At 60.5% G+C, this 23,502-nt stretch carries 21 protein-coding genes and 4 pseudogenes; 12 read left to right on the forward strand and 13 right to left on the reverse strand.

The features are described 5' to 3' along the window. The first annotated feature begins 63 nt into the window (after positions 1 to 63). Positions 64 to 963: a transcriptional activator NhaR gene (gene nhaR, locus R1A29_RS17975; protein ID WP_085712480.1), complete on the forward strand. Its 900-nt coding sequence runs from the start codon at positions 64 to 66 to the stop codon at positions 961 to 963. On the opposite strand, the gene R1A29_RS17980 is transcribed toward nhaR, so the two are convergent. Beyond that, positions 960 to 2,120, reverse strand: coding sequence for an MFS transporter (locus R1A29_RS17980; RefSeq protein ID WP_248741116.1), 1,161 nt, complete (start codon positions 2,118 to 2,120; stop codon positions 960 to 962). The two genes, nhaR and R1A29_RS17980, sit on opposite strands and share 4 nt — an antisense overlap. A 336-nt stretch (positions 2,121 to 2,456) precedes the next feature. On the opposite strand from R1A29_RS17980, the gene sstT reads away from it, so the two are divergent. Then, positions 2,457 to 3,689, forward strand: a complete 1,233-nt coding sequence (gene sstT, locus R1A29_RS17985) for a serine/threonine transporter SstT (protein WP_408984606.1) — start codon at positions 2,457 to 2,459, stop codon at positions 3,687 to 3,689. Between the two features lie 65 nt (positions 3,690 to 3,754). Here the strand turns inward: sstT and R1A29_RS17990 are convergent, their stop codons facing one another. After that, complete coding sequence (locus R1A29_RS17990) at positions 3,755 to 4,264, reverse strand: DUF1993 domain-containing protein (protein ID WP_438299106.1); 510 nt, start codon at positions 4,262 to 4,264, stop codon at positions 3,755 to 3,757. A gap of 124 nt (positions 4,265 to 4,388) precedes the next feature. Between R1A29_RS17990 and R1A29_RS17995 the strand changes: the two genes are divergently transcribed. After that, positions 4,389 to 5,036: a YceH family protein gene (locus R1A29_RS17995; RefSeq protein WP_085712483.1), complete on the forward strand. Its 648-nt coding sequence runs from the start codon at positions 4,389 to 4,391 to the stop codon at positions 5,034 to 5,036. A gap of 16 nt (positions 5,037 to 5,052) precedes the next feature. On the opposite strand, the gene R1A29_RS18000 is transcribed toward R1A29_RS17995, so the two are convergent. Next, complete coding sequence (locus R1A29_RS18000; protein WP_114884155.1) at positions 5,053 to 5,571, reverse strand: cupin domain-containing protein; 519 nt, start codon at positions 5,569 to 5,571, stop codon at positions 5,053 to 5,055. A gap of 85 nt (positions 5,572 to 5,656) precedes the next feature. Next, on the reverse strand, positions 5,657 to 6,475 hold the full coding sequence (locus R1A29_RS18005; RefSeq protein WP_438299107.1) for a shikimate 5-dehydrogenase: 819 nt from the start codon (positions 6,473 to 6,475) through the stop codon (positions 5,657 to 5,659). Between the two features lie 254 nt (positions 6,476 to 6,729). On the opposite strand from R1A29_RS18005, the gene R1A29_RS18010 reads away from it, so the two are divergent. The 3 genes from R1A29_RS18010 to R1A29_RS18020 all read left to right on the forward strand — a co-directional run bounded on the left by R1A29_RS18010 (position 6,730) and on the right by R1A29_RS18020 (position 7,800). Next, on the forward strand, positions 6,730 to 7,074 hold the full coding sequence (locus R1A29_RS18010; protein WP_025108898.1) for a hypothetical protein: 345 nt from the start codon (positions 6,730 to 6,732) through the stop codon (positions 7,072 to 7,074). Between the two features lie 246 nt (positions 7,075 to 7,320). Further along, the gene (locus tag R1A29_RS18015; RefSeq protein WP_085712486.1) at positions 7,321 to 7,515 is read left to right on the forward strand and encodes a hypothetical protein; all 195 of its coding nucleotides are present in this window, start codon (positions 7,321 to 7,323) and stop codon (positions 7,513 to 7,515) included. A gap of 102 nt (positions 7,516 to 7,617) precedes the next feature. Then, positions 7,618 to 7,800 carry a hypothetical protein gene (locus R1A29_RS18020; RefSeq protein WP_065259359.1) on the forward strand — a complete coding sequence of 61 codons (183 nt, stop codon included), beginning with the start codon at positions 7,618 to 7,620 and terminating at the stop codon, positions 7,798 to 7,800. Here R1A29_RS18020 and R1A29_RS18025 read toward each other — a convergent pair. Beyond that, on the reverse strand, positions 7,797 to 8,858 hold the full coding sequence (locus tag R1A29_RS18025) for an AI-2E family transporter (protein ID WP_119427996.1): 1,062 nt from the start codon (positions 8,856 to 8,858) through the stop codon (positions 7,797 to 7,799). The genes R1A29_RS18020 and R1A29_RS18025 overlap by 4 nt on opposite strands. 156 nt (positions 8,859 to 9,014) lie before the next feature. Between R1A29_RS18025 and trhP the strand changes: the two are divergent. Next, a pseudogene (trhP, locus tag R1A29_RS18030) lies at positions 9,015 to 10,342 on the forward strand (prephenate-dependent tRNA uridine(34) hydroxylase TrhP). Positions 10,343 to 10,348: 6 nt separating this feature from the next. On the opposite strand, the gene R1A29_RS18035 reads toward trhP, so the two are convergent. Next, a complete protein-coding gene (locus tag R1A29_RS18035; protein ID WP_438299108.1) occupies positions 10,349 to 11,212 on the reverse strand; it encodes a LysR family transcriptional regulator in 864 nt (287 codons plus the stop codon). A 101-nt stretch (positions 11,213 to 11,313) separates the two neighbouring features. Here R1A29_RS18035 and R1A29_RS18040 point away from each other — a divergent pair. Beyond that, positions 11,314 to 12,208, forward strand: a pseudogene (locus R1A29_RS18040) (DMT family transporter). Between the two features lie 12 nt (positions 12,209 to 12,220). Here R1A29_RS18040 and R1A29_RS18045 read toward each other — a convergent pair. Continuing rightward, entirely contained in the window at positions 12,221 to 12,937 is a 717-nt protein-coding gene (locus R1A29_RS18045; RefSeq protein ID WP_438299109.1) for a FadR/GntR family transcriptional regulator, read from the reverse strand. A 365-nt stretch (positions 12,938 to 13,302) separates the two neighbouring features. Here R1A29_RS18045 and R1A29_RS18050 point away from each other — a divergent pair, with 365 nt between their 5' ends. Continuing rightward, positions 13,303 to 14,649 (forward strand): MFS transporter, encoded by a 1,347-nt coding sequence (locus R1A29_RS18050; RefSeq protein WP_438299110.1) that lies wholly within the window; start codon positions 13,303 to 13,305, stop codon positions 14,647 to 14,649. Positions 14,650 to 14,663: 14 nt separating this feature from the next. Then, entirely contained in the window at positions 14,664 to 16,007 is a 1,344-nt protein-coding gene (gene gudD / locus R1A29_RS18055) for a glucarate dehydratase (RefSeq protein ID WP_438299111.1), read from the forward strand. On the opposite strand, the gene R1A29_RS18060 is transcribed toward gudD, so the two are convergent. Next, positions 16,004 to 16,879: a LysR family transcriptional regulator gene (locus R1A29_RS18060; RefSeq protein WP_085712495.1), complete on the reverse strand. Its 876-nt coding sequence runs from the start codon at positions 16,877 to 16,879 to the stop codon at positions 16,004 to 16,006. The two genes, gudD and R1A29_RS18060, sit on opposite strands and share 4 nt — an antisense overlap. Positions 16,880 to 17,112: 233 nt before the next feature. Between R1A29_RS18060 and ampC the strand changes: the two genes are divergently transcribed. Beyond that, entirely contained in the window at positions 17,113 to 18,207 is a 1,095-nt protein-coding gene (gene ampC, locus R1A29_RS18065) for a class C beta-lactamase (protein ID WP_438302063.1), read from the forward strand. A gap of 61 nt (positions 18,208 to 18,268) precedes the next feature. Here ampC and R1A29_RS18070 read toward each other — a convergent pair. Then, a pseudogene (locus tag R1A29_RS18070) lies at positions 18,269 to 18,582 on the reverse strand (hypothetical protein). A 344-nt stretch (positions 18,583 to 18,926) separates the two neighbouring features. Between R1A29_RS18070 and R1A29_RS18075 the strand changes: the two are divergent. Further along, positions 18,927 to 20,075: an AAA family ATPase gene (locus R1A29_RS18075; protein ID WP_438299113.1), complete on the forward strand. Its 1,149-nt coding sequence runs from the start codon at positions 18,927 to 18,929 to the stop codon at positions 20,073 to 20,075. A gap of 168 nt (positions 20,076 to 20,243) precedes the next feature. On the opposite strand, the pseudogene R1A29_RS18080 reads toward R1A29_RS18075, so the two are convergent. The 4 genes and pseudogenes from R1A29_RS18080 to R1A29_RS18095 all read right to left on the reverse strand — a co-directional run bounded on the left by R1A29_RS18080 (position 20,244) and on the right by R1A29_RS18095 (position 23,447). Then, positions 20,244 to 20,808 (reverse strand): annotated as a pseudogene (locus tag R1A29_RS18080) (DUF4174 domain-containing protein). Between the two features lie 181 nt (positions 20,809 to 20,989). After that, positions 20,990 to 21,331, reverse strand: a complete 342-nt coding sequence (locus R1A29_RS18085) for a hypothetical protein (RefSeq protein ID WP_438299114.1) — start codon at positions 21,329 to 21,331, stop codon at positions 20,990 to 20,992. A gap of 13 nt (positions 21,332 to 21,344) precedes the next feature. Continuing rightward, positions 21,345 to 22,130, reverse strand: a complete 786-nt coding sequence (locus R1A29_RS18090) for a sulfite exporter TauE/SafE family protein (protein ID WP_169431041.1) — start codon at positions 22,128 to 22,130, stop codon at positions 21,345 to 21,347. Positions 22,131 to 22,232: 102 nt separating this feature from the next. After that, positions 22,233 to 23,447 carry an MFS transporter gene (locus tag R1A29_RS18095; RefSeq protein ID WP_438299115.1) on the reverse strand — a complete coding sequence of 405 codons (1,215 nt, stop codon included), beginning with the start codon at positions 23,445 to 23,447 and terminating at the stop codon, positions 22,233 to 22,235. Positions 23,448 to 23,502: the final 55 nt, after the last annotated feature.

Genomic DNA, 23,502 nt, shown 5'->3' on the forward strand with positions numbered 1-23,502 from the left:
AAATTCGTATTTTTAGCGGCTATACTTCGATTTATACGAACTGTATTTGACGGACCGAACGCCATGCTCAATTACCGACAACTGCATTACTTCTGGGTTGTAGCGAAGACTGGAAGCATCGTGCGTGCCTGCGAGCAACTGAACCTCACGCCGCAAACCATCAGCGGGCAGATTTCCCTGCTGGAACAGACCTACGGCATCGAGCTGTTCCAGCGGGTCGGCCGGCAACTCGAACTCACCGAAGCCGGGCGCCAGGCCCTGCCCTACGCCGAGCAGATGTTTCAACTCGGTGGCGAACTGGAACTGATGCTGCGTGCCCAGCCCAACGAACAGCAGATCCTGTTCCGGGTCGGCGTGGCGGACGTGGTGCCCAAGTCCATCGTCTATCGCCTGATCGCACCGACCATGGAATTGAGCGAGCCACTGCGCATCACCTGCCGCGAAGACAAACTAGAGCGATTACTGGCGGATCTGGCGATCCAGCGCCTGGACCTGGTGATCTCCGACAGCCCGATGCCGTCGCACCTGGACATCAAGGGCTATAGCCAGAAACTCGGAGAATGCGGGATCAGTTTCTTTGCCACCGCCGAGCTGGCGGCGTTATACGGTCAGGATTTTCCGCGCAGCCTGCACGGCGCGCCGCTGTTGATCCCCGGCGCAGAGACCGTGGTGCGCAGCCGTTTGCAGCGCTGGTTCGCCGAGCAGCAGATTCAGCCAAGAATTGTCGGGGAGTTCGATGACAGCGCCCTGATGCAGGCGTTCGGCCAATCCGGGAGCGGGATCTTCATCGGGCCGAGCGTGATTGCCGATGAGGTGAAGCGCCAGTACGGCGTCGAGTTGATCGGTCAGACCGATGCGGTGAGCGAGTCGTTTTACGCGATTTCGGTGGAGCGCAAGGTCAAGCACCCCGGCATCAAAGCGATTACCGAAGGTGCCCGACGCGAGCTGTTTACCGAGTTTTAAGCCTGCGCGCAGACCTCGCGCGGCTTGAGCACCATCAACACCATGGCGAGGAATATCGACAGCAGGATGAACGCGGCGGCCGCGAAGCCTACGAAGCCCAGGCCGGCACTATCGATCACTCGACCGCCAATGATCGCGCCCAGACCAATCCCGAGATTGGCCCCGGCAATGTTCAACGACGCGGCGAAGGCCGGCGCTTCAGGTGCAGCTTTCATCAAGCGCACGTGGCTGACCAGAAACAGCGCCGCCTGGGTCACACCCCAGATACCCATCGCCGCCGCCAGACCCAGCGACGAATTGATGTTCGGCACCAGCGCCACCATCCCGGGGATCATGAACGCACAGAACATCACCGAAGCCATCAGCGGATGGCGATCCACCGCGCGACCGCCCAGCGAGTTGCCGATCAGGCCGACCGCGCCAAAGCCCATCAGGCACCAACCGACCACGGTGCCATTGAAGCCGGCCAGACGCTCGAGAATGTCCGCTAGATAGGTGTAAGCCGTGAACATGCCGCTGAACACCAGGATCGACAGCAATACATGGCCAAGCATCAGCGGGCTGCGCAGGATCTTGAACTGCGAAGCGAAGCTGACCTGATGCTGGTGCAGGCTGGTTTTCGGCAGGTAGACAAACAGCAGCAAGGCCTTGGCGAACGCGATCACCGCCAGAATGGCGAACGCGCTGCGCCAGCCGAACGCGTCGGAAATCAGCGTGCCGACGGGAATGCCGAACACCGTGGCGCAGACGATGCCGAAGCCGATCTTGGCAATGGCGCGACCGGCGAAGTCCGGGCCGACGATGTCCACGGCCGTTTCACTGGCCAGGGCCCAGAACACCGGCAACCCCAGCGCCGGGATCAACCGCGCGAGGGCCATGACCCAGATGTTCGGCGCCAATGCCGCTACGGTGTTGGCCAGACCGAACATGATCAGGATGGTGATGAACAGTTTGCGCCGTTCGAAGCGGGCGAAATAGGCGGTCAAGAAAGGACCGAACATGGCCACGGTGAAAGCGAATAGAGTCACCAGCAACCCGGCTTGCGGGATGGTGACGGCCAGATCTCGGGCAATCGCCGGCAACAGGCCGACGATGACGAACTCCGTGGTCAGCACCGTGAATCCGGCGGCAGACAACAGAAGGATGGGCAACAGCATGAGGAACTCCAGCAAAACGACGACACCAGCGTTGACCCGAAGGCCCGCCGGCAGAACTTGAAAATAAGGATGCGCAATCTTAACAGAGTGTTTCCCGAGTGACTTGCACAAACCTGTCTATGTTGCCGAACGTTTCGGTGGCAGATCGTCACAGGCCTGAAGGATAAGGCCTACGCTGTGATAAAGTCCGCGCCCTGAAAAACGTACACCCTGTTCAGCCGCCCGTTTAACGGCGTGGCTGTCGCGCCATTCCTTTCGGTTCGTGTCTGTGGCCTGCCCCCGATTCATCGCCCGGATCACGCAACCTTGCACCCTATAAAAAGCAGAGATGCCGTTATGACCGCTTCATCCCCTTCTTTAATGCAACGCCTGAAAAGCCTCAGCCTGGTCACGCAGATCCTGATCGGCCTGATTGCCGGCATCGCCCTGGCGCTGCTCGCACCGGAGGCCGCCAAAGGCACCGCGTTCATCGGCAAGGTGTTCGTCTCGGCGCTCAAAGCCGTGGCACCGATTCTGGTATTCGTGCTGGTCATGGCATCGATTGCCAACCACAAGCACGGCCAGGAAACCCATATCCGGCCGATTCTGTTCCTCTATCTGCTGGGCACCTTTGGCGCTGCGGCGGTGGCCGTGGTTGCCAGCACCCTGTTCCCGTCGCATCTGGTGCTGTCCACCGACAACGTCGCCGTGACGGCACCGGGCGGCATCGGTGAAGTCCTGCAAAGCCTGCTGCTGAGCGTGGTCGATAACCCGGTCACTGCACTGATGAACGCCAACTTCATCGGCATTCTGGCCTGGGCCATCGGCATGGGCGTCGCCATCCGCCACGCCGGTGATACCACCCGGGAAGTGGTCAGCGATTTGTCCAACGGCGTGACCCTGATCGTGCGCGTGGTGATCCGTTTCGCGCCGCTGGGGATTTTCGGCCTGGTGGCTTCGACCCTGGCCACTTCCGGTTTTGGCGCACTGGTCGGCTACGCCCATTTGTTGGCGGTGCTGTTGGGCTGCATGGCCTTCGTGGCGCTGGTGATGAACCCGCTGATCGTGTTCTGGAAGCTGCGCCGCAACCCGTACCCACTGACGCTGAAATGCCTGCGTGAAAGCGGCATCACCGCGTTCTTCACCCGCAGCTCGGCGGCGAACATTCCGGTCAACCTGGAACTGAGCAAACGCCTGGGCCTGCACGAAGACACCTATTCGGTCTCGATTCCGCTGGGCGCGACCATCAACATGGCCGGTGCGTCGATCACGATCACCGTGCTGACCCTCGCTGCCGTGCATACCTTGGGCATTGCCGTGGACATCCCGACCGCGATCCTGCTCAGCGTTGTCGCCGCAATCTGCGCGTGCGGTGCGTCCGGTGTAGCCGGCGGTTCGCTGCTGCTGATCCCGCTGGCGTGCAGCCTGTTCGGCATTCCGAGCGAAATCGCCATGCAGGTGGTGGCTGTCGGCTTCATCATTGGCGTACTGCAGGATTCGGCCGAGACGGCGCTGAATTCCTCCACCGACGTGCTGTTCACCGCTGCGGCTTGCCTGGGCGAAGAGCAGAAAGCCCAACGTCCGGCGTAAACACCGAGCGCAACAAAAAAGCCCGCCAAGGCGCAAACCTTGGCGGGCTTTTTTATGCGTCGGGTTTAGAACGCGCCCATGTAATCGCGCTTGCCGATTTCAACACCGTTGTGACGCAGCAGGTCGTAAGCGGTGGTGACGTGGAAGAAGAACTGCGGCAGGCCGTAGCTCAGCAGGTAAGCCTGGCCGCTGAAGCGCTTCTCTTTCGGGGTGCCCGGACGGGTCACGATCTCGATGCCTTCCTTGCCATTGATTTGCTCAGGCTTGATCTCGCCGATGAAGGCCAGAACCTTGGCGATCAGCGCTTGCAGCTCGGCGAAGGTGGTTTCGCTGTCGTCGTATTTCGGGATTTCGACTTCAGCCAGACGCGAGGAAACGCCTTTGGCGAAGTCCACGGCGATCTGCACCTGACGCACCAGCGGGAACATGTCCGGGTACAGACGCGCTTGCAGGAAGGCATTCGGGTCGATGTTTTTCGCGGTGGCGTGGGTTTCGGCCTTTTTCAGCACATCGCTCAGGGCGTTGAGCATTTGTTGGAAAACCGGGACGGATGCGGCATACAGGGAAATGGTCATGGCAGTCTCACGTGGTGGCTGGGTGAATCGTGGGGCGATTATAGCCATGCTCGCGGGCCGCGCGACTTGTCTTTTATCCAGCAAGGATTAGGCTAGGCGCCTTCGACTGCAGAGGGAACGCGCGATGTCCACAGAACTTGAAACCAACGTCAACGAACCACGGCTCAACGCCACGGAAATCCGCATTCTGGGTTCGCTGATCGAGAAACAGGCCACCAGCCCGGAAACCTATCCGCTGACCCTCAACGCGCTGGTGCTGGCCTGCAATCAGAAAACCAGCCGGGAACCGGTGATGAACCTGACCCAGGGCCAGGTCGGCCAGAGCCTGCGTGCCCTCGAAGGTCGCGGTTTCGCCAAGCTCGTGATGGGCAGCCGCGCCGACCGCTGGGAGCACAAGGTCGACAAGGCGCTGGAGCTGGTGCCGGCACAGATGATTCTGACCGGGCTGATGTTCCTGCGCGGCCCGCAGACCGTCAACGAACTGTTGACCCGCAGCGGTCGCATGCATGAATTCGAAGACGCCGAACAAGTGGTGCATCAACTGGAACGCCTGATCGCCCGGGATCTGGCGGTGCTGATTCCGCGTCAGGCCGGCCAGCGCGAAGATCGCTACACCCATGCACTGGGTGATCCGGCGGACATCGAGGCGATTATTGCGGCACGACAGAATCCGAGTGATCGCGGCGCTGCCAGCGGTGTGTCAGTGGAGCGCATCGAAGAGCTGGAAGCGCGGATTGCGGCGCTGGAAGAGCGTCTGGCCCGCCTCGAATAAGCGTAATGGGGCGGCGTTACTCGCCGTCCCAGTAATCCACCCCGTCCGACTGCCGCGCCACCGCGACGAACCCCGAGGCATTGCCCTCGGCATCGATGCTGAAGTTATCCATCACCGCGTATTTGTTCGAGTCCGGGTACTCGCAGATGTCCGGTTGCTGCTGGGTGCTGACCGCCAGATAGCGCAGCTCCTGCGAGCTGGTGTTGATGATTTGATGCGCTTTTTCCGGGCCGCCCGGCGGGCAGGCGATCACGTCGCCGGCGCGGATCGGGAAACGCTCGGCCCCCAGACGCACCTCCCCTTCCCCGGCCACCACGTAGAACATCTCTTCATTGACCCGATGGCTGTGGAACGGACTGCCGCGCATGCCCGGCGGCAGCGCATACAGGCGATAACCGAGCTTCTGCGCGCCCAGTTGCTGGCCGATTCGGGCGAACCGCTGCTGATAGCGCCCGGCGGTTTCGCCTTCGGGGGCCAGGGCTTCGGGCAACGGTTCGAGTTCGACATCATTCAGGTTGAGAATGGGCGGGTGCATGCAAACCTCGGTTTTTGTCGTGGGGCAAGTCTGTGCCTGCTGATCCGGCAGTATAGGCAATGACCAACCCCGACACCGAGATCAATCAGCTGCGGGCAAACGCCACCGCGGCATCGAACTGCTCGACCGTCGGCCGCACGCCGGTGTACAGCACGAACTGCTCCAGCGCCTGGATCGCGATCACTTCCAGCCCGGTGATGACTTTTTTGCCTTCGGCGCGGCCGCGCACGATCAGCGGGGTTTCCGAGGGGATCGCCACCACATCGAACACGGTGTCAGCAGACTTGATCACATCCACCTCAAACGCCAGTTGCCCCGCTTCCGGGCCACCGTCCATGCCCACCGGAGTGACGTTGATCAGCATCTGCGGGCGCTCCTCACCCAATTCCGCCTGCCAGCGATAGCCCAGGGAATCGGCCAGCGCACGGCCGGCGCGCTCGTTGCGGGCGACGATCAGACCGTTCTTGTAGCCACCATCGCGCAAGGCGCTGGCCACGGCCTTGGCCATACCGCCGCTGCCGCGCAGGGCGAAAGTCGAGTCCTTCGGCACCGCGTGGGTGTCCAGCAACTGGGCGATGGCGATGTAATCGGTGTTGTAGGCCTTGAGATGGCCGTTGGTGTTGACGATGGTGTTGATCGACTGGATTGCCGCTGCCGAGGCATCCAGCTCATCGACCAGGGCAATGCAGGCCTCCTTGAACGGCATCGACACCCCGCAACCGCGGATGCCCAGCGCCCGGATCCCGCCGACGGCGCCTGGCAGATCCTGGCTGCTGAAGGCCTTGTAGTAGAAATTCAGGTCCAGTTGTTCGTACAAATGGTTATGAAAACGCAGACCGAAATTCCCGGGACGCCCAGACAGGGACATGCACAATTGGGTGTCTTTGTTGGGGTTCATCTGCATGGGAGTCTCCTTCGAATGCACTTTCGGATGGACGGGATTAGCCAGACCATCGGGTTCTGAACGATCATAAGGCGGCCTGTTCCGGGCATCACAGCCGCTGCCTGAAACCCGGTAAGCAAGCCGGTACAGACCTTACACAAAATTTACCCAGCCGCCGTGCTGTTTTTCCAAATGTTGCTGTCTTAGAAGTATCCCCGCGCTATCCCGAGCCTGATGCAGGCCCGGACGCCGGGTCGAAGAACCGAGGATTAATCATGATTCGTAAACTCCCCATCGTGGCCTTGTTGATTGGTGCATTCGCGATCACGGGTCAGGCAGAAGCCCACGGCGGTGGCTGGCAGGGCCCGGCGGTATTTGGTGCGATCGTCGGCTCGGCCATCATCGGCTCGGCGCTCATCAACCAGGATCGTCCGGTGTATGTTCAACAGCCTGTTTACGCTCAACCGGCGCCGGTGTACGTGCAACAACCGCCACCACCGGTCTACTACCAGCCGGCCCCGGTTTACGTACAACAACCGGTTTATGTACCAGGCCCGGTCTACTACGGTCCGCCCCGTGGTTATTACGGCCACCCGCACTACTACGGTGGTCGCTGGTAAGCACACAGACAGAGCCCCGCTTTTAAAGCGGGGCTTTTTATTGGCCTCAAGAAAGCCAACCGTCCGTCGGCCAACGTCTGAAAAAATCTCGCCAAGGTCGCTGTGGAGACAGTTTCACCCGTTAAAGTCGGCATGATGGACTCGACCGTCGGGCCGAAACACAAAACGGTCATCGATTTGTCATGACGGAACCGCAATCTGAATCCGTCCGCATACAACAGGTTGATAAAAACAAGGACGACAGGAATGCCAACACAGAATCCGCACCGCATCGTCGGTTTATGCACCTCGAGCAAGGTGTACAACGCCCTGACCGAGCTCAAGCACCTGGAAGGCCACCGCACGGCGAAGTTTGTGTCGCTGCTGGCGGAAAACCTGGTGCGCAAGGGTTTGCTCAACGAACACGAGATCGTGCACATGCTCGATCAAGTGGTCGATTGATCCGGCCCTCAACGGCATCAATGTCCACTATCGAAAGCGTTGATTGTCCCTGAAACGGCCAAGCCCCTAAGGTAGCTCCATAGATTGATGGAGGTACTTTTCATGGCTCAGGTTCAAATCATGTCCGTTGTCGGCAGCGCGGTCCCCGCATCCCTCAGAGAGCTTGGACTGCTCGCCTGCTGGTATCTGGTGCGCGACGGCGAACCGGTCAGCGGCCCGCTCACCTCTTTGCCAGCCGCCCAGGCGCTGTCGCAACAGCTGATCAACGGCCCGTTCAAGGCTTAAGGCAACTGCACCTTCGGTCTGGTTTCGACGAACAGCGCCCAGCTCGACATGAACAATGCAGCGATCAGCGGCCCGATCACGAAACCATTGAGACCGAACACCGCCATCCCGCCCAGGGTCGAGATCAGGATCATGTAATCCGGCATGCGCGTGTCCTTGCCCACCAGCACCGGACGCAGCACGTTATCCACCAGGCCGATCACGAACACCCCGAACAGCCCCAGCACCACACCCTGCCAGATCATTCCGCTGAGCAGGAAGTAAACCGCCACCGGCGCCCAGACGATCCCGGCCCCCACCGCCGGCAGCAGCGACAGAAACGCCATCAACACCGCCCAGAGCAGCGCGCTGGGAATGTCGAGAAACCAGAAAATTGCCCCGCCCAACGCACCTTGCGTGATGGCCACCAGCAGGTTGCCTTTGACCGTGGCGCGCACCACCCGATTGAACTTCAGTTGCAGACGCCGTTTGTGATGCTCTTCCAGCGGCACCGCCGTGCGCACCTTGCGCGCCAGTTCGGCGCCATCGCGCAGAAAGAAGAACAGCAAATACAGCATGATGAAAAAACTCACCACGAAATCGAAGGTGCCCTGGCCGAAACTGAACGCCTGGGTCGCCAGCACCTGACTGCCCTGCATCGCTGCCTTGACGATTTTCTCGCGCAAGGCATTGAGTTCGCCCATGCCGAAACGGTCGAGCAGATGCTGAAAGTACGGCGGCAGGCTGTGCTTGAACTGCGCCAGATAGGCGCCAATGTCGAGCTTGCCGCTTTCGATATTGTCGTAGAGCGTCGCCCCTTCCTGCACCAGCAACACACTGATGACGATCACCGGCAGAATCGCGATCACCACGCAGACACTCAGGGTGCACAGTGAAGTCAGGTTGCGTTGCCAGCCGAACTTCTGCTGCAACCGGCGCTGCATCGGCGCGAACACAATGCCGAGGATTACCGCCCAGAACACCGCGCCGTAGAACGGCAGCAGGATCCAGATAAAGGCGACTGTCACCAGCAGCAACAGCACGGTGAGGGATTTGAATTGCAGACTCTTTTGGTTCATGTCCGGTCCATGTCAGTCAGGCGCCACGCGCACCCGCCCAACTTAGTCAGCCCGCGTCCGCGCGAGTGCCATCTTTGTTCATGGAGCATAGATCCAGATCAATAGACCCTCGCCGCGCCTCGTTTACCCTCCCGCGCTTTTGCGACCGACACCGCCATGACGCCCTCCTTCACCCCGGAATTGCTCGCCCCCGCCGGCACCCTGAAAAACATGCGCTACGCCTTCGCCTACGGCGCCGATGCGGTTTATGCCGGCCAGCCGCGCTACAGCCTGCGGGTGCGCAACAACGAGTTCGACCACGCCAACCTCGCCCTCGGCATTCGTGAAGCCCAGGCCCAGGGCAAGCGTTTCTACGTGGTGGTCAACATCGCGCCGCACAACGCCAAGCTCAAGACCTTCCTCAAGGATCTGGCGCCAGTGATCGACATGGCACCGGACGCGCTGATCATGTCCGACCCCGGCCTGATCATGCTGGTGCGCCGGCACTTTCCGCAGATGCCGATTCACCTGTCGGTGCAGGCCAACACGGTGAACTGGGCGAGCGTCGAGTTCTGGCAGCAACAGGGGCTGAGCCGGATCATCCTGTCCGGGAACTGTCGTTGGAAGAGATCGGCGAGATCCGCGAACAGGTGCCGGGCATGGAGCTGGAAGTGTTCGTCCACGGCGCACTGTGCATGGCCTATTCCGGTCGCTGCCTGCTCTCGGGCTACATGAACAAGCGCGACGCCAATCAGGGCACCTGCACCAACGCCTGCCGCTGGAAATATTCGGCACAGGAAGCCACCGAAAACCAGCTCGGCGAAATCGTACAGACCTTCGAACCGCAACCGACCCTCGGCCTCGGCGCCCCTACCGATCAAGTGTTCCTGTTGCAGGAAGCCAATCGTCCCGGCGAGATGATGCCGGCCTTCGAAGACGAGCACGGCACCTACATCATGAACGCCAAGGACCTGCGCGCGGTGCAGCACGTCGAGCGTCTGACCCGCATGGGCGTGCACTCGCTGAAGATCGAAGGCCGGACCAAATCCCACTTCTATTGCGCGCGCACCACCCAGGTCTACCGCCGAGCCATTGACGACGCGGTGGCCGGCCGCGAGTTCGACCGCAGCCTGATGACCGATCTGGAATCCCTCGCCCAACGCGGCTACACCGAGGGCTTCCTGCGCCGGCACGTGCATGATGAATACCAGAACTACCAGAACGGCAGCTCGGTGTCAGAACGTCAGCAATTCGTTGGCGAGCTGACCGGCGAGCGCCGGGATCGGCTGGCCGAGGTGAAAGTGAAGAACCGCTTTGCCCTGGGCGATCATCTGGAACTGATGACGCCCAAGGGCAACTTCCATTTTGATCTGCATGAATTGCAGAGCCTCAAGGGCGAAGCTATCGACATCGCGCCGGGGGACGGGCACACCGTGTACCTGCCGATTCCGGATGCGGTGGATTTACGCTTCGGCTTGTTAATGCGTGACGTGAGCGGGACCTGATCCGGCTCAGGCAAACTCCTCGCGCAACATCGCCACAAACGCCTCACGCGCCGGGTGCACCCCGGCGTTTTCATGCCAGTAGAACAAGTTGTCGATGGCCGTCAGCTCCGGGAATTCGTAACCCGCACACCCCGCGCCTTTGGCGTATTGCTCGAATACGCCCTTGGGCACCAGCGCTACGCCGGCGCCGGCACTCACGCAACCGACAATCGCCCCGTAACTGGCCAGGCTGACAATCGGCAACGCCAGGCCCTGTCGCAACAGCCAATGCTCCAGCGCGGCGCGATACGGACAGCCTTGTGGCCACATGAACACGGTCTTGTCCTGCAAATCGTCGAAGTTGCGTACCGGCCCGAAAGAAGTTGAAGCGATCAGCAACAATTCCTCGCGATACATCGGCGTACGCTTGAGCTGGGAGCGCTCGACGTCCACCGCGACGATCGCGCCGTCCAGACGATGACTGACCGTATCGTCGAGCAACTGGCCCCAGGTGCCGGTGGTCAGTTCCAGCGCCACATTCGGATAGCGCTTGTGAAATTTCGCCAGCAGGCGCGGCAGGCGCCCGGTGGCCGAAGATTCGATGGCGCCAATGCGCAGCGGCCCGGACGGCTCGGCGGCGGGATCGACGGCGCGTTTGGCTTCAGCCGTCAGTGCCAGAATTTTTTCCGCGTAAGCGAGAAAGGTCTGTCCCGCCGGACTGATCCGCAACCCCCGCCCCTCGCGCAGAAACAGCGCAACCCCCAGTTCCGCTTCCAGGGATTTGATCCGCGCCGTAATGTTCGACGGCACGCAAAACAGCTTTTCAGCGGCTTTGGCGATGCTGCCGACTTCGGCCACGGTCTTGAACATGCGGATTTGCGCCAGCTCCATAATCATCACTCTGAGTGAACGGTTCGCGCAGTATAAGTCAGTTGTGGCGAATGATTAGCCACCCGGATACTCGGCGCATCAACCCTCTCGGTGCCTCGTTCATGCCTTCCACTTCGCCTTTGAAAATCCTGTTGGCCATGGCCTTCGTCGTCGGCTGCTGGGCCTATTCGCCGACCGGCATCCATATCGGCCTGCAAGCCTACGATCCGGGTCATCTGGCGTTGCTGCGGTTTCTGTTGGCGTCGCTGTTCATGGCGGTGATTGCAGGCTTCAAGGGCATTCACCTGCCGCGCCTGCAAGACTTGCCATTGTTATTGGCCCTGGGCTTTTTTTGCCGTGAGCCTGCATCACGTCGTGCTGAACATCGGCCAGCAAAGCGTCAGCGCCGGCGCGTCCAGTGTGCTGGCGCAATCGACGCCGCTGTTCAGCACGCTGCTGGCGCGGTTTCTGTTCAAGGATCGGGTCAGCGTCTGGCGCTGGGGTTGTGTGCTGACGGGATTCGTCGGCGTGGTGATTGTGGTGAGCGGCGATCGCGGCCTCGGCAGTATCGATGCCCACGGTTTGCTGATTCTGCTGGCCGCCGTTTCGTGGAGCGTTTACTTCGCCCTGCAAAAACACCACGCCCGGCGCTATGACGGGCTGACGCTGGTTTGCTACACGGTATGGTCCGGCACGCTGTTGCTGTTGATCTACTTGCCGGGGCTGGCCGACAGCGTGGCCAGTGCGCCGCTGCGGGTGCAATGGGCGGTGCTCGCTCTGGGGGTATTTCCCAGCGCCCTTGCCTATCTGGCGTGGGCGTTCGTGCTCAAGCATGTCGATCTGAGCCGGGCGACGATGACGCTGTACCTGATTCCGCCGACCGCAATGGGGATTGCTTCCGTGGGCCTCGGTGAACGCCCGACACTGCTGGTGCTGGTGGGTTCGGCGGTGGTGTTGATCAGTGTGCTGGCGTTGAATCTGGAGCGGCCGGCGGTGGTCCGGGCCATTGAGACTTGAGTCGCGGCGGCGTCAGGCGCCGCCCGCCGAAAACCGGTCGCGACTGTTGCTCAGGTGCAGCCACATCGCAGCACGCGCCGCTTCCTGATCCTGGCGTTTGATCGCGTTGAAAATCGCCTCATGCTCCAGATTCGCCAATTGCCCGAGCTTGCTCAAATCCACCGCCCCGCGCTCGGCCGCATTGACCCGGGTGCGCGGAATCATCGCGCTGCCCAGGTGCTGCATGATTTCGGTGAAGCAGACATTGCCGGTGGCTTCGGCAATCAACAGGTGAAAGCGGCGGTCGGCCTCGACACAACTGTCGTTGTTGGCCAATAGACGCTGATAGTCGTCCAGCGCCTGGCGCATCTGCACCAGTTGTTGTTCGCTGCGACGTTGCGCGGCCAGTGCCGCCGCTTGCGTCTCGAGGCCCATGCGCAATTCGAGAATGCTGCGCACGCCCAGCGCGGTGTCGACATTCAGCCGCAGCCCCTGCTCCGGCGCGCGCTCGATCACGAACGTGCCGATGCCGTGCCGCGTCTCCACCAGCCCTGACGCCTGCAACTTGGAAATCGCCTCACGCACCACGGTGCGACTGACGCCGTGCTCCTGAACGATCGAGTTCTCCGACGGCAACTTGTCACCGGGCAACATCTGGCCGAGCAGGATGCTCTGGGTGAGTTTTTCCACCAGGTCATGGGCCAGGTTGTGGGCGCGTTTGCGGGCGGGGGCGTCGAGGTCTTCTTGCATGGTCGGATCCGGTGAACGGGGCAAGCCGATCGTAGCACTGCAGGCGATGACTTGTATGAGCTCCTATGATTTAAGGCGCTCAACTTGTATGACAACAAGTGATTTTCCTTTGAAAACTTTCAATGGTTTCACGCCAACACTCCACATTCGCTGGCCTGGCACTCTGCATATCGGCCCACATCACCCCTTTAAAGCCCAACAAATACGGCATTTAAAATCCAGAAAAGCATAAAAACCCTTCGCCGTAGATAAATTTGATTGAGCACTCCCGCTTGTAGGACAAAAAAATCTAGTTGTATGATGTCTATCAACAACGCAGCACCCAGCCACACCCCGCATAAAAATAACGAGTGGGAGAAAACCAAGTGAAATCATCCATTGCCGGGATGCACGAGGGCGCCGATTCGGTGCTGTCCTCCGCCATTGCCAAAGTCAAACGCCACGTCCTGCCGCTGTTCGTCATCATGTTCATCGTCAATTACATTGACCGGGTGAACATCGGTTTCGTCCGCACCCACATGGAACATGACCTCGGCATCGGTGCCGCTGCCTATGGGTTCGGTGCCGGGCTGTTCTTCATCGGTTACGCGCTGTTCGAAGTCCCTTCCAACATGCTGCTGCAAAAGGTCGGCGCGCGAATCTGGCTGACCCGCATCATGCTCACCTGGGGCCTGGTGGCCGCCGGCATGGCGTTCATCCAGAACGAAACCCACTTCTACATCCTGCGTTTTCTGCTCGGCGTGGCCGAGGCCGGGTTCTTTCCCGGGGTGATCTACTACTTCACCCGCTGGTTGCCGGGGGCCGAGCGCGGCAAGGCGATTGCGATCTTCCTCAGCGGTTCGGCCGTGGCCTCGCTGATTTCCGGCCCGCTGTCCGGCCTGCTGTTGCAGATCGAAGGCCTGGGTCTGCACGGCTGGCAATGGATGTATTTCATTGAAGGGATGTTCTCGGTCGGCCTGTGCGTATTCGTCTGGTTCTGGCTCGACGCCAAACCCCACGACGCCAAATGGCTGACCCACGCCGAGCAGGATGCGCTGGTCAAGGCCATCGACGATGAACAGAAGGCCCGCGAAGCCGCAACACCGATCCGGCCGTCGCTGGGCAAACTGCTCAAGGATCGCCAGATCATCCTGTTCTGCCTGATCTACTTCTTCATTCAATTGACGATCTACGCTGCGACGTTCTGGCTGCCGAGCATCATCAAAAAGATGGGCGAGATGAGCGACTTCCAGGTCGGCCTGTTCAACTCGATTCCGTGGCTGCTGTCGATCATCGGCATGTACGCATTCGCCTCGTTCTCGGCGAAATGGAAACACCAGCAGGCGTGGGTGGCCACGGCATTGCTGATCGCCGCTGCGGGAATGTTCATGTCCACCACTGGCGGGCCGATTTTTGCCTTCGTCGCGATCTGCTTCGCCGCACTGGGTTTCAAATCCGCGTCGTCGCTGTTCTGGCCGATCCCGCAGGCCTATCTCGATGCGCGGATCGCCGCTGCCGTGATCGCGTTGATCAACTCGGTGGGCAACCTCGGCGGCTTCGTCGCCCCCACCACGTTCGGCTTGCTGGAACAACACACCGGTTCGATCCAGGGCGGCCTCTATGGTCTGGCCGCGACCTCGATCATCGCCGCGATCATCGTGTTCGCCGCCCGCATGACACCCAAATCCGCACCTGACGTCGCCGTGGCCGATGCCGCGCCGAAACACGCTTGAAAGGACAACGCCAAATGACCGCACACGACATCGCCAAAGCCCCGATCATTACCGAGATGCAAGTCATCCCGGTGGCCGGCCACGACGGCATGCTGCTCAACCTGAGCGGCGCCCACGGGCCGTTTTTCACCCGCAACATCGTCATCCTCAAGGACAACGCCGGCCACACCGGCGTCGGTGAAGTGCCCGGTGGCGAACGCATCCGCCAAACGCTGGAAGACGCCCGCAGCCTGGTGGTCGGCAGCCCCATCGGCACGTATCAGAAGATCCTCAACCAGGTGCGCCAGACCTTCGCTGACCGCGACGCCGGCGGCCGTGGCCTGCAGACGTTCGACCTGCGCATCACCATTCACGCGGTCACCGGCCTCGAAGCCGCCCTGCTCGATCTGCTCGGCCAGCACCTGAACGTGCCGGTGGCCGCTTTGCTCGGCGAAGGCCAGCAGCGCGACGAAGTGAAGATGCTCGGTTATCTGTTCTACGTGGGCGACCGCCGGGAAACCGACCTCGCCTACCGCAGCGAACCGGATGCCGACAACGACTGGTTCCGCGTACGTCACGAGAAAGCCATGACCGCCGACGCCGTGGTGCGTCTGGCCGAGGCCGCCCATGCGCGTTACGGCTTCAAGGACTTCAAGCTCAAGGGCGGCGTGCTCAGCGGCGACGCCGAAATCGAAGCGGTGACCGCACTGGCCGAGCGCTTCCCCGACGCCCGCATTACCCTCGATCCGAACGGGGCGTGGTCACTGAAAGAAGCGATCCGTCTGTGCCGCGACCAGCATCATGTGCTGGCCTACGCCGAAGACCCGTGCGGTGCGGAAAACGGTTATTCGGGCCGTGAAGTGATGGCTGAATTCCGCCGCGCCACCGGCCTGAAAACCGCCACCAACATGATCGCCACCGACTGGCGCGAGATGGGTCACGCAATCCAGTTGCAGTCGGTGGACATCCCGCTGGCCGACCCGCATTTCTGGACCATGCAGGGTTCGGTGCGCGTGGCACAGATGTGTCACGAATGGGGCCTGACCTGGGGCTCGCACTCCAACAACCACTTCGACATTTCCCTGGCGATGTTCACCCACGTCGCGGCCGCAGCACCGGGCGACATCACTGCCATCGACACCCACTGGATCTGGCAGGACGGCCAGCGCCTGACCAAGGCACCGCTGCAAATCGTCGACGGCTGCGTGCAGGTGCCGAAGAAACCGGGACTGGGCGTGGAACTGGACATGGATCAGGTGGCCAGGGCCCACGAACTCTATAAAGGCATGGGGCTGGGCGCGCGGGATGACAGCGTGGCGATGCAGTTTCTGATTCCGGGCTGGACGTTCGATAACAAGCGGCCGTGCCTGGTGCGCTAAGCCTGCGCGGCCTCCAGCAACCAGTGCCTGAACGCCGCCATCGCCGACGTCTCCGGCCGTGACTGCAACCGCGTCAGCCAATAGCTGCCGGTGGTGATTTCGATGGCAAAGGGTTGGCGGATCAGGTCCGCCGCCAGTTGCCGGGCAAACATCAAAGGCGGCGCCAGTGCCACCCCGCCGCCCTGCAACGCCGCCTCCATCATCGCCAGCGACGAGTCGAACACGATGCTCTGGGGCGGCGCGGCATGGGTCGCCAGACCCGCCGCATGAAACCATTCCGGCCACTCATCGGTGCGATAGGAACGCAGCAGACGCTGCTGCAAAAGATCCCCCGGCGTGTGCAATTGCCGGGCGATTTCCGGCACACAGAGCACGGTCAGCGGTGCCTCCAGCAAACGGGTCGCCTCGATACCGTGCCACGCCCCGGCGCCAAACCGGATCGCGTAATCCAGTCCTTCGGCGGCCACGTCCACCCGGTTGTTGTTGGTCGACAGCCGCAAATCGATGAGCGGATGTTTCGCCTGAAAGTCCGCCAGCCTCGGCAACAACCAGCCCACCGCGAAAGTGCCCACCGCGCCGACCGTGAGCATTTCCCGATACTGCCCGCCCGCCAGACGCTCGAGCATCTGCGCGATATGATCGAACGACGTGGTCAGCACCGGCAGCAGGGTTTCGCCCTCGCCGGTCAGCATCAGCCCACGGGGCAAGCGTTTGAACAGGATCACGCCGAGTTGCGCCTCAAGGCTTTTGACCTGATGGCTGACGGCGGCCTGGGTCACGCACAGCTCCACGGCGGCGCGAGTGAAGCTCAAATGACGCGCAGAAGCTTCGAAGGCGCGTAAAGCATTCAAAGGCAATTGAGGTCGAATCATGCCCAGTCCCAAATTTTTCTAATGGCTCGTCCGAGTTTTCATCGTTTGTCGAAAGACGCCGGACTGCCTAGATTTGGCGGCGCCGATCAGCCGGCCCGACGGAAAACGCTCGCAGTGTAGCGGGATAACACCATCAACACTCATGGAGAGTGGATCAAGCATGCCTTCGATCAACCTGAACAAACTCAAGTCCCTCAGCGCTTTCGGACTTTTTCTTCAGCGCCGCCACCTGCCTGGCCGCCCCGCAAACCGACGATCAGTTGCAGGCGCTGGTAAAGGCTGCCGTGACACCGGTCATGCAGCAACAGGACATCGCCGGTCTGGCCGTGGCCGTGACCGTCGATGGCAAAGCGCATTACTTTAACTACGGTGTTGCCGACAAGAGCACCGGGCAAGCGGTGAGTGAAAACACCCTGTTCGAAATCGGCTCGGTGAGCAAAACCTTCACCGCAACCCTCGGCGCCTACGCCCAGGCCAGCGGCAAACTGCAATTCTCCGACAAGGCCAGCCAGCACTGGCCCGAGCTGAAAGGCAGTGCCTTCGACCAGATCAGCCTGCTGCAACTGGGCACCTACAGCGCCGGCGGCCTGCCGCTGCAATTCCCGGATGCCGCGGACTCTTCCAACAAGATGCTCGGCTATTACCAACAGTGGAAACCGACTTATCCGGCCGGCAGCCAGCGCCTGTATTCCAACCCGAGCATCGGCCTGTTCGGTTACTTGGCGGCGAAAAGCCTCGGCCAGCCGTTCGATCAGATCATGACCGAAACCCTGCTGCCGAAACTCGGGCTCAAGCACACCTTCCTGTCGGTGCCCGCGTCTGAACAAAAGCTCTACGCCCAGGGCTATGACAAGAACAACAAACCGATTCGAGTCAGCCCCGGCGCACTCGATTCCGAAGCCTACGGCGTGAAAACCAGCACCTCAGATCTGCTGCAATTCGTCCAGGCCAACCTCGACAGCGCCAAACTCGAAACACCCCTGCAAAAAGCCATCGCCCTCACCCACACCGGCTACTACACCGTCGGCGACATGACCCAGGGCCTGGGCTGGGAACGCTACGCCTACCCGATCAGCCTCGACCGCCTGCTGGACGGCAACTCGACGCCGATGGCCATGGAACCGCACAAGGTCAAATGGCTGAATCCGCCACAACCTGAGCCGGCGAATGTGCTGCTGAACAAGACCGGCGCCACCGGTGGCTTCGGCGCGTATGTCGCGTTCGTGCCGTCGAAGAACGTCGGGATCGTGATTCTGGCGAACCGCAACTACCCGAATGGAGAGCGGGTGAAAATCGCGCACAGGATTCTGGGTGAATTGACCCGGTAATCACGCAATGAAAAATGGGCGATCCAAGAAGGTTGCCCGTTTTTGTTTGGGGGTTTGAAAACTATGCCTGTAGCTTCCAGCCCAGTACATCCATCAGGTCGCAGCTGTCGCGCAGAGGGATTGCCAGCACCCGGGCGAAATCCTGCAGCAGCAAGGCGTCGTGGCTGGTGCCGTCGCTCAATGAAAGTGTTTCCAACAACTGCGTCACGCTGCGCAAGCGGTAGGCGGCGGTGCCGTGGAGACGTCTACCGGAGCTTCGCGATCGATCAGTAGACAGGGAATCTGGCAGTCGATGCCGGTGATGGGGATGTAGCGGGGTTTGGGAGAGTCTGTGTTCGTCGGCGTTTCGGGTGCGTTTGGATCTGATTTTTCCATGTGTGAATATCTCGATAACTAAAGGAACACGCCAACGGGTACTGGCGCAAATACGTTCTCGGTGATCATCGGACTTCCACATCCGGAGGCTGATTTTGCAGCGACCCAAATAGATTATCGGCCTATAACTCAAGCCACCAGTTCACCAACGCCGCCGCGTTTTGAAGGAAACGTCCGACGGGTTTGAAGGGTGTTACCGCGTAAATTTCCGGGCACATTCAGCAATGATTTTCAAACGTGACCGGCTGAAAGAGATGCATCTAAACTGCACCGCATTGCCGGGATATCGCGGATGAAAGGACGTTCGCCAAACACCTGACCGACTGAAACACAGAGGGGAATGAATGAAGATCGACAGCCTCAAACTCACGAATGTAGGTCGGTTCAATGACATCACCGTTCATTTGGCTCCTCTCTTCGGATCCCATTCCAACGTCACAGTTTTCGTGGGAATTAACGGCGCCGGTAAAACCACCCTGCTGAAAGCGCTCACCACCTGCCTGAGCTGGCTGATTGCAAGAATTCGCACCCGGAAGGGCAATGGCAGCCATATCGCAGAGGAAGACATTCGCAATGGAACCCCAGCTGCCATCGTCTCGATCGCGGTAGCAGAACCTGCACATCCGCGAGTCAATCCGGAGTCTGATCCGGATGAAGAAGACGATGTATTCGTATGGGGTATGTCACACAGCAAGCAGGAAGGGAAGACGGCTCTACGCAGCTCCCTGGAAGACGTAAATCTGCTCGCCGATCACTATCGCACCCTGCTGACTGCCGATGACAACGCCTCACTCCCCCTGATCGCCTACTATCCGGTTGAGCGATCAGTTCTCGAAGTCCCGCTGCAAATCAACAGCGGACAAACCTTCGATCAACTGGCGGGCTACGACAACTCACTGAAACACAGCACCGACTTTCGCCGCTTCTTTGAATGGTTTCGAGAGCGTGAAGACAGCGAAAACGAGTCCGGCATTTCCGATTCAGCATTGAACGAAATAGCTCAAAAGCTTGGTGCTGAGAGCGAAGCCTGGAAGACGTTATCGGAGCTCAAGGCTTCGTCTCGTGACTCCCAACTGACGGCCGTCCGCTGCGCCATCGCGGCCTTCATGCCGGGCTTCACCAACCTGCGAATACAGCGACAACCTCGCCTGCAAATGGCGATCGACAAGGACGGCGTCACTTTCAATGTCGCCCAATTGTCGCAAGGCGAAAAATCGATGCTGGCGCTGATCGGTGACATCGCCCGCCGACTGGCCATGATGAACCCGTCACTGGGCAATCCGCTCCACGGCGAAGGCATCGTCCTCATCGATGAAGTGGACCTTCATCTGCATCCGGAATGGCAGATCAACCTTATTCAGCAATTGAGTAAAACATTTCAAAACTGCCAATTCGTGCTGACGACCCAGTCTCCCTTGATCGTAAGCGAGGCAAAAGATGCACTGGTTTACGTGCTGAATGACGACGAGCTTTACGAACGCAACAGCCTTTGAAAATTCGATGCCGGCCAGATGTGGATCAAAAACATAGGAACCGGCATCGCAGAACTGTGTTGGAATTTCAGCCGTGACCGCCTGCGGTCATCTTCAGATCAAAACACTGAGGGCAAAAAAATGGCGAACGCTAAAACGTTCGCCATTTTCATTCAGAGCCTGCCTCAATCAATCATCCGGCATTTCCGGCGGCTTGGCCGGTTTGGTTGGCTTCGCCGGTTTGGTCCCTTTCGCACCCTTGGCCGGTGCCGGTTCTGCAGCAGCCGGGGCCGTGACCACAGTGGAAGTAGTTTCTTTCTCGGCGGCAGGCAGCGCATCGATGGTGTCGAAAATTTTCTTCAGGTCGACCGTCGCAGCTTCCTCCCCCGAAGCCGTCAGTTTGGTCTCACCATCCTTGCCCACCAGAAAGACCTTCGGATACGCCCCGGCGCCCAGTTTCAGCGAGCGCAGCAGCGCCATGGTCTGCTGCTGCTCCATGCTTTTGCCATCGACCTGACCGCTCATGCTCAGGATGGTGTAAACCTTGATCTTGCGGTCGGCGATGCCTTGTTTGTTGGCCGGGTCGTCCAGCGCTTTTTTCAGGCTGACCCAATAAGAATCGACCGTACTGGAAGCGATCACGATCACCGGGCGGTTGATGCCCTTGTCGACGTCCAGAGGGAATCGCCGTCGGCGGCGAACAGGGGCCGGCAATCGCCAGCAAGAGTGTCAGGGTCAATGACCTGATGAGCATGCGCATCTCCTTTTGATATCCACGCTCTAATGATTGCGCATCGTGGCGATTGTTCCGGGGTTGCCCGGCAAATATGTTTCGCCTTGTTCAAAGCGTAGGTCAGCAACGATTTTGCGCAACCGGATGCGCTCGATCATGTCGCGCATTTGATTACCTTTTATGACCGTATCGGGATGACGATTCAGCCAGAGGTGCTCGCCTGGAGCAGTGCCGAATCCAGCGCCGCTTCCAGCCCGGACGAATCAACACGTCGGCCTTCAAGCCGCAGCGCTCCGTCAACGAGTCTGACGCTCAAGGTCACCGCAGGCATGTCGCCCGGATACTTGCGCAGCAACAGGTCGATGCCGTCGTCTGTTTCTTCGCTGGAGATCAGATCCCACTGGCTTGCGCTCAAGTCCAGCAGCGTCTGATTGCGCTGTCGATCGACCACCCGCGGCGCATACAGCCAGTGGCTCATGCGCATTTCTCGAGGCTCGACCGTGATGGCGAGGCGGCCATTGCAATGGAATGTTGTTTCGCTCATGGCTGCCTGCCGATCAGAACGCCAGCTTGTAACCGATCAACACCAGCATCGTCGCCAGGCACGGACGCAGCAGTTCATCGGAGACCCGCCCGGTGAGATGGCTGCCAAGCCAGATGCCCGGCAACGAACCCACCAGCAGGAAGCCCAGCACGCCCCAGTCCATGTTGCCCATGCTTGCATGGCCGAGACCGGCGACCAGAGTCAGCGGTACGGCGTGGGCGATTTCGGTGCCGACCAGGCGGCGGGTCGGCAGCAGCGGGTAAAGGATGAACAGCGCAACGGTGCCGAGGGCGCCAGCGCCGATGGAGGTCAGGGCGACCATGGTGCCGAGGATCAGGCCGGTGATCACCGTCATGATATTCAAGCGCGTGCCGCTGGGGTTGTAGTTGCCGCCGGCGCGTTTATGGGCGAATTCCAGCAGGCGCTTCTTGAACAGAATTGCCAGCGCCGTGGCGAACAGCACGAAGCCCAGTGCTTGCTTGATGATTGCGTTCATCGCGTCCGGCGCGGTGTGCAGGGTGCTGAGGAACCACAAGGTCATCGCCACCGCCGGGACACTGCCCAGGGTCAGCCAGCCGGTGATGGCCCAGTCGATGTTCTTGTTCTTCCTGTGCACCAGCACGCCGCTGGATTTGGTAATGGCGGCGTACAGCAGGTCAGTGCCCACCGCCGTGGCCGGATTGATGCCGAACCACAGCAGGATCGGCGTCATCAACGAACCACCTCCGACCCCGGTCATGCCGACGATAAAGCCCACCACCAGCCCGGCAATCACCAGGCCGAAATTTGCCAATTCCATGAAGACATCCAGAAGACGACAGGAAAAATCTGGCCCGCAGCATAGCGATTTTTCTTATAACCACCTATATCGATCCGATCTATCGTTATGCCATTTCGTGCTTCAGTGCTGTCGCCGGCCAGGTTTGAAACTGTGGGTGGAATTGATCAACACCGTGACCAGCGCAATCAGCGACAAAATCAACAGCGCCCACGGAAACGACATCGCCCCCGCCCGGTCCAGCAGCAGCCCGCCAAACAATCCGCCGCCGGCAATCGCCACGTTCCACGAAGTGGTGAGCATCGCCTGCACCACATCGACATGTTCACCGGCAGAGTCCGCTGCGGCGGTGAGCAGCAATGTGGCCGAACCGCCGAACGACAATCCCCACACCGCCATGCAGGCATAGATCAGCCACGGCGACGGTGCGGCCAGCGCCAGCACCAGTGCGGTCACGGCAAACACCGCGAGGCTGATCAGGGCCAGTCCGCGCAACCAGCGATCCACCAGCAGGCCGATGATCCAGATCCCCAGCAGCGAGCACAGACCGAACACCAGCAGCACCAGATCGACACGCTCGGCGAGGCCGGCCTGCATCAGGAACGGGGCGATATAGGTGTAGAGAATGTTGTGGCCGAGCATCCAGGTCAGAACCACGAACAGTACCGGGCGCACGCCGGGCAAGCGCAGTGACTGCATCAGCGGCAAACGCTCGGCGCGAGCCTGGCCCGGACGATCCGGCACCGCGATGACGATCCACGCCGCCAACACCAGAGCCAATGCCGACATGATCCCGAACGAGGCGCGCCAGCCGATCACATTGCCCAGCCAGGTGCCGGCCGGCGTGCCCAGCGACAACGCCACCGGGGTGCCGAGCATGGCAATCGCCAGCGCCCGGCCCTGCTGATGCACCGGCACGATCCCGCGCGCGTAACCGGCCATGATCCCCCAGGAAAGCCCTGCCGCCATCCCGGCCAGAAACCGCGACGCCAGGGTCACGCCGTAATGAGTGGAAAACGTGGTGACGGTGTTGAACAGCAGAAACCCGCCGACCGTCATCAACAATACCCGCTTGCGCCCCCAGCCTCGGGTGGCGACCGTCAGCGGAATCGCCGCGACAATCGAGCCCAGCGCATACAGTGTCACCAGTTGCCCGGCCAGCACTTCACTGACGTTGAGGCCCGCGCCGATCTGCGGCAACAGACCCGCCGGTAGTGTTTCGGTAAGGATGGCGATGAAGCCGGTCATGGCAAACGCCAGCAACGCGGCGTAAGGCAGTTTGTCGGTGCGGCTGGCCCTTTCCAGGCTCGTGTATTCGGCGCTTGCGGGGTCGGTCATGACGGGTGCAGCTCCCTTTGAGTCAAATCGGACGAAAGATTGTATACAAATCTTG

The organism is Pseudomonas sp. NMS19W, from assembly GCF_051554255.1.
GTDB lineage: Bacteria > Pseudomonadota > Gammaproteobacteria > Pseudomonadales > Pseudomonadaceae > Aquipseudomonas > Aquipseudomonas kribbensis.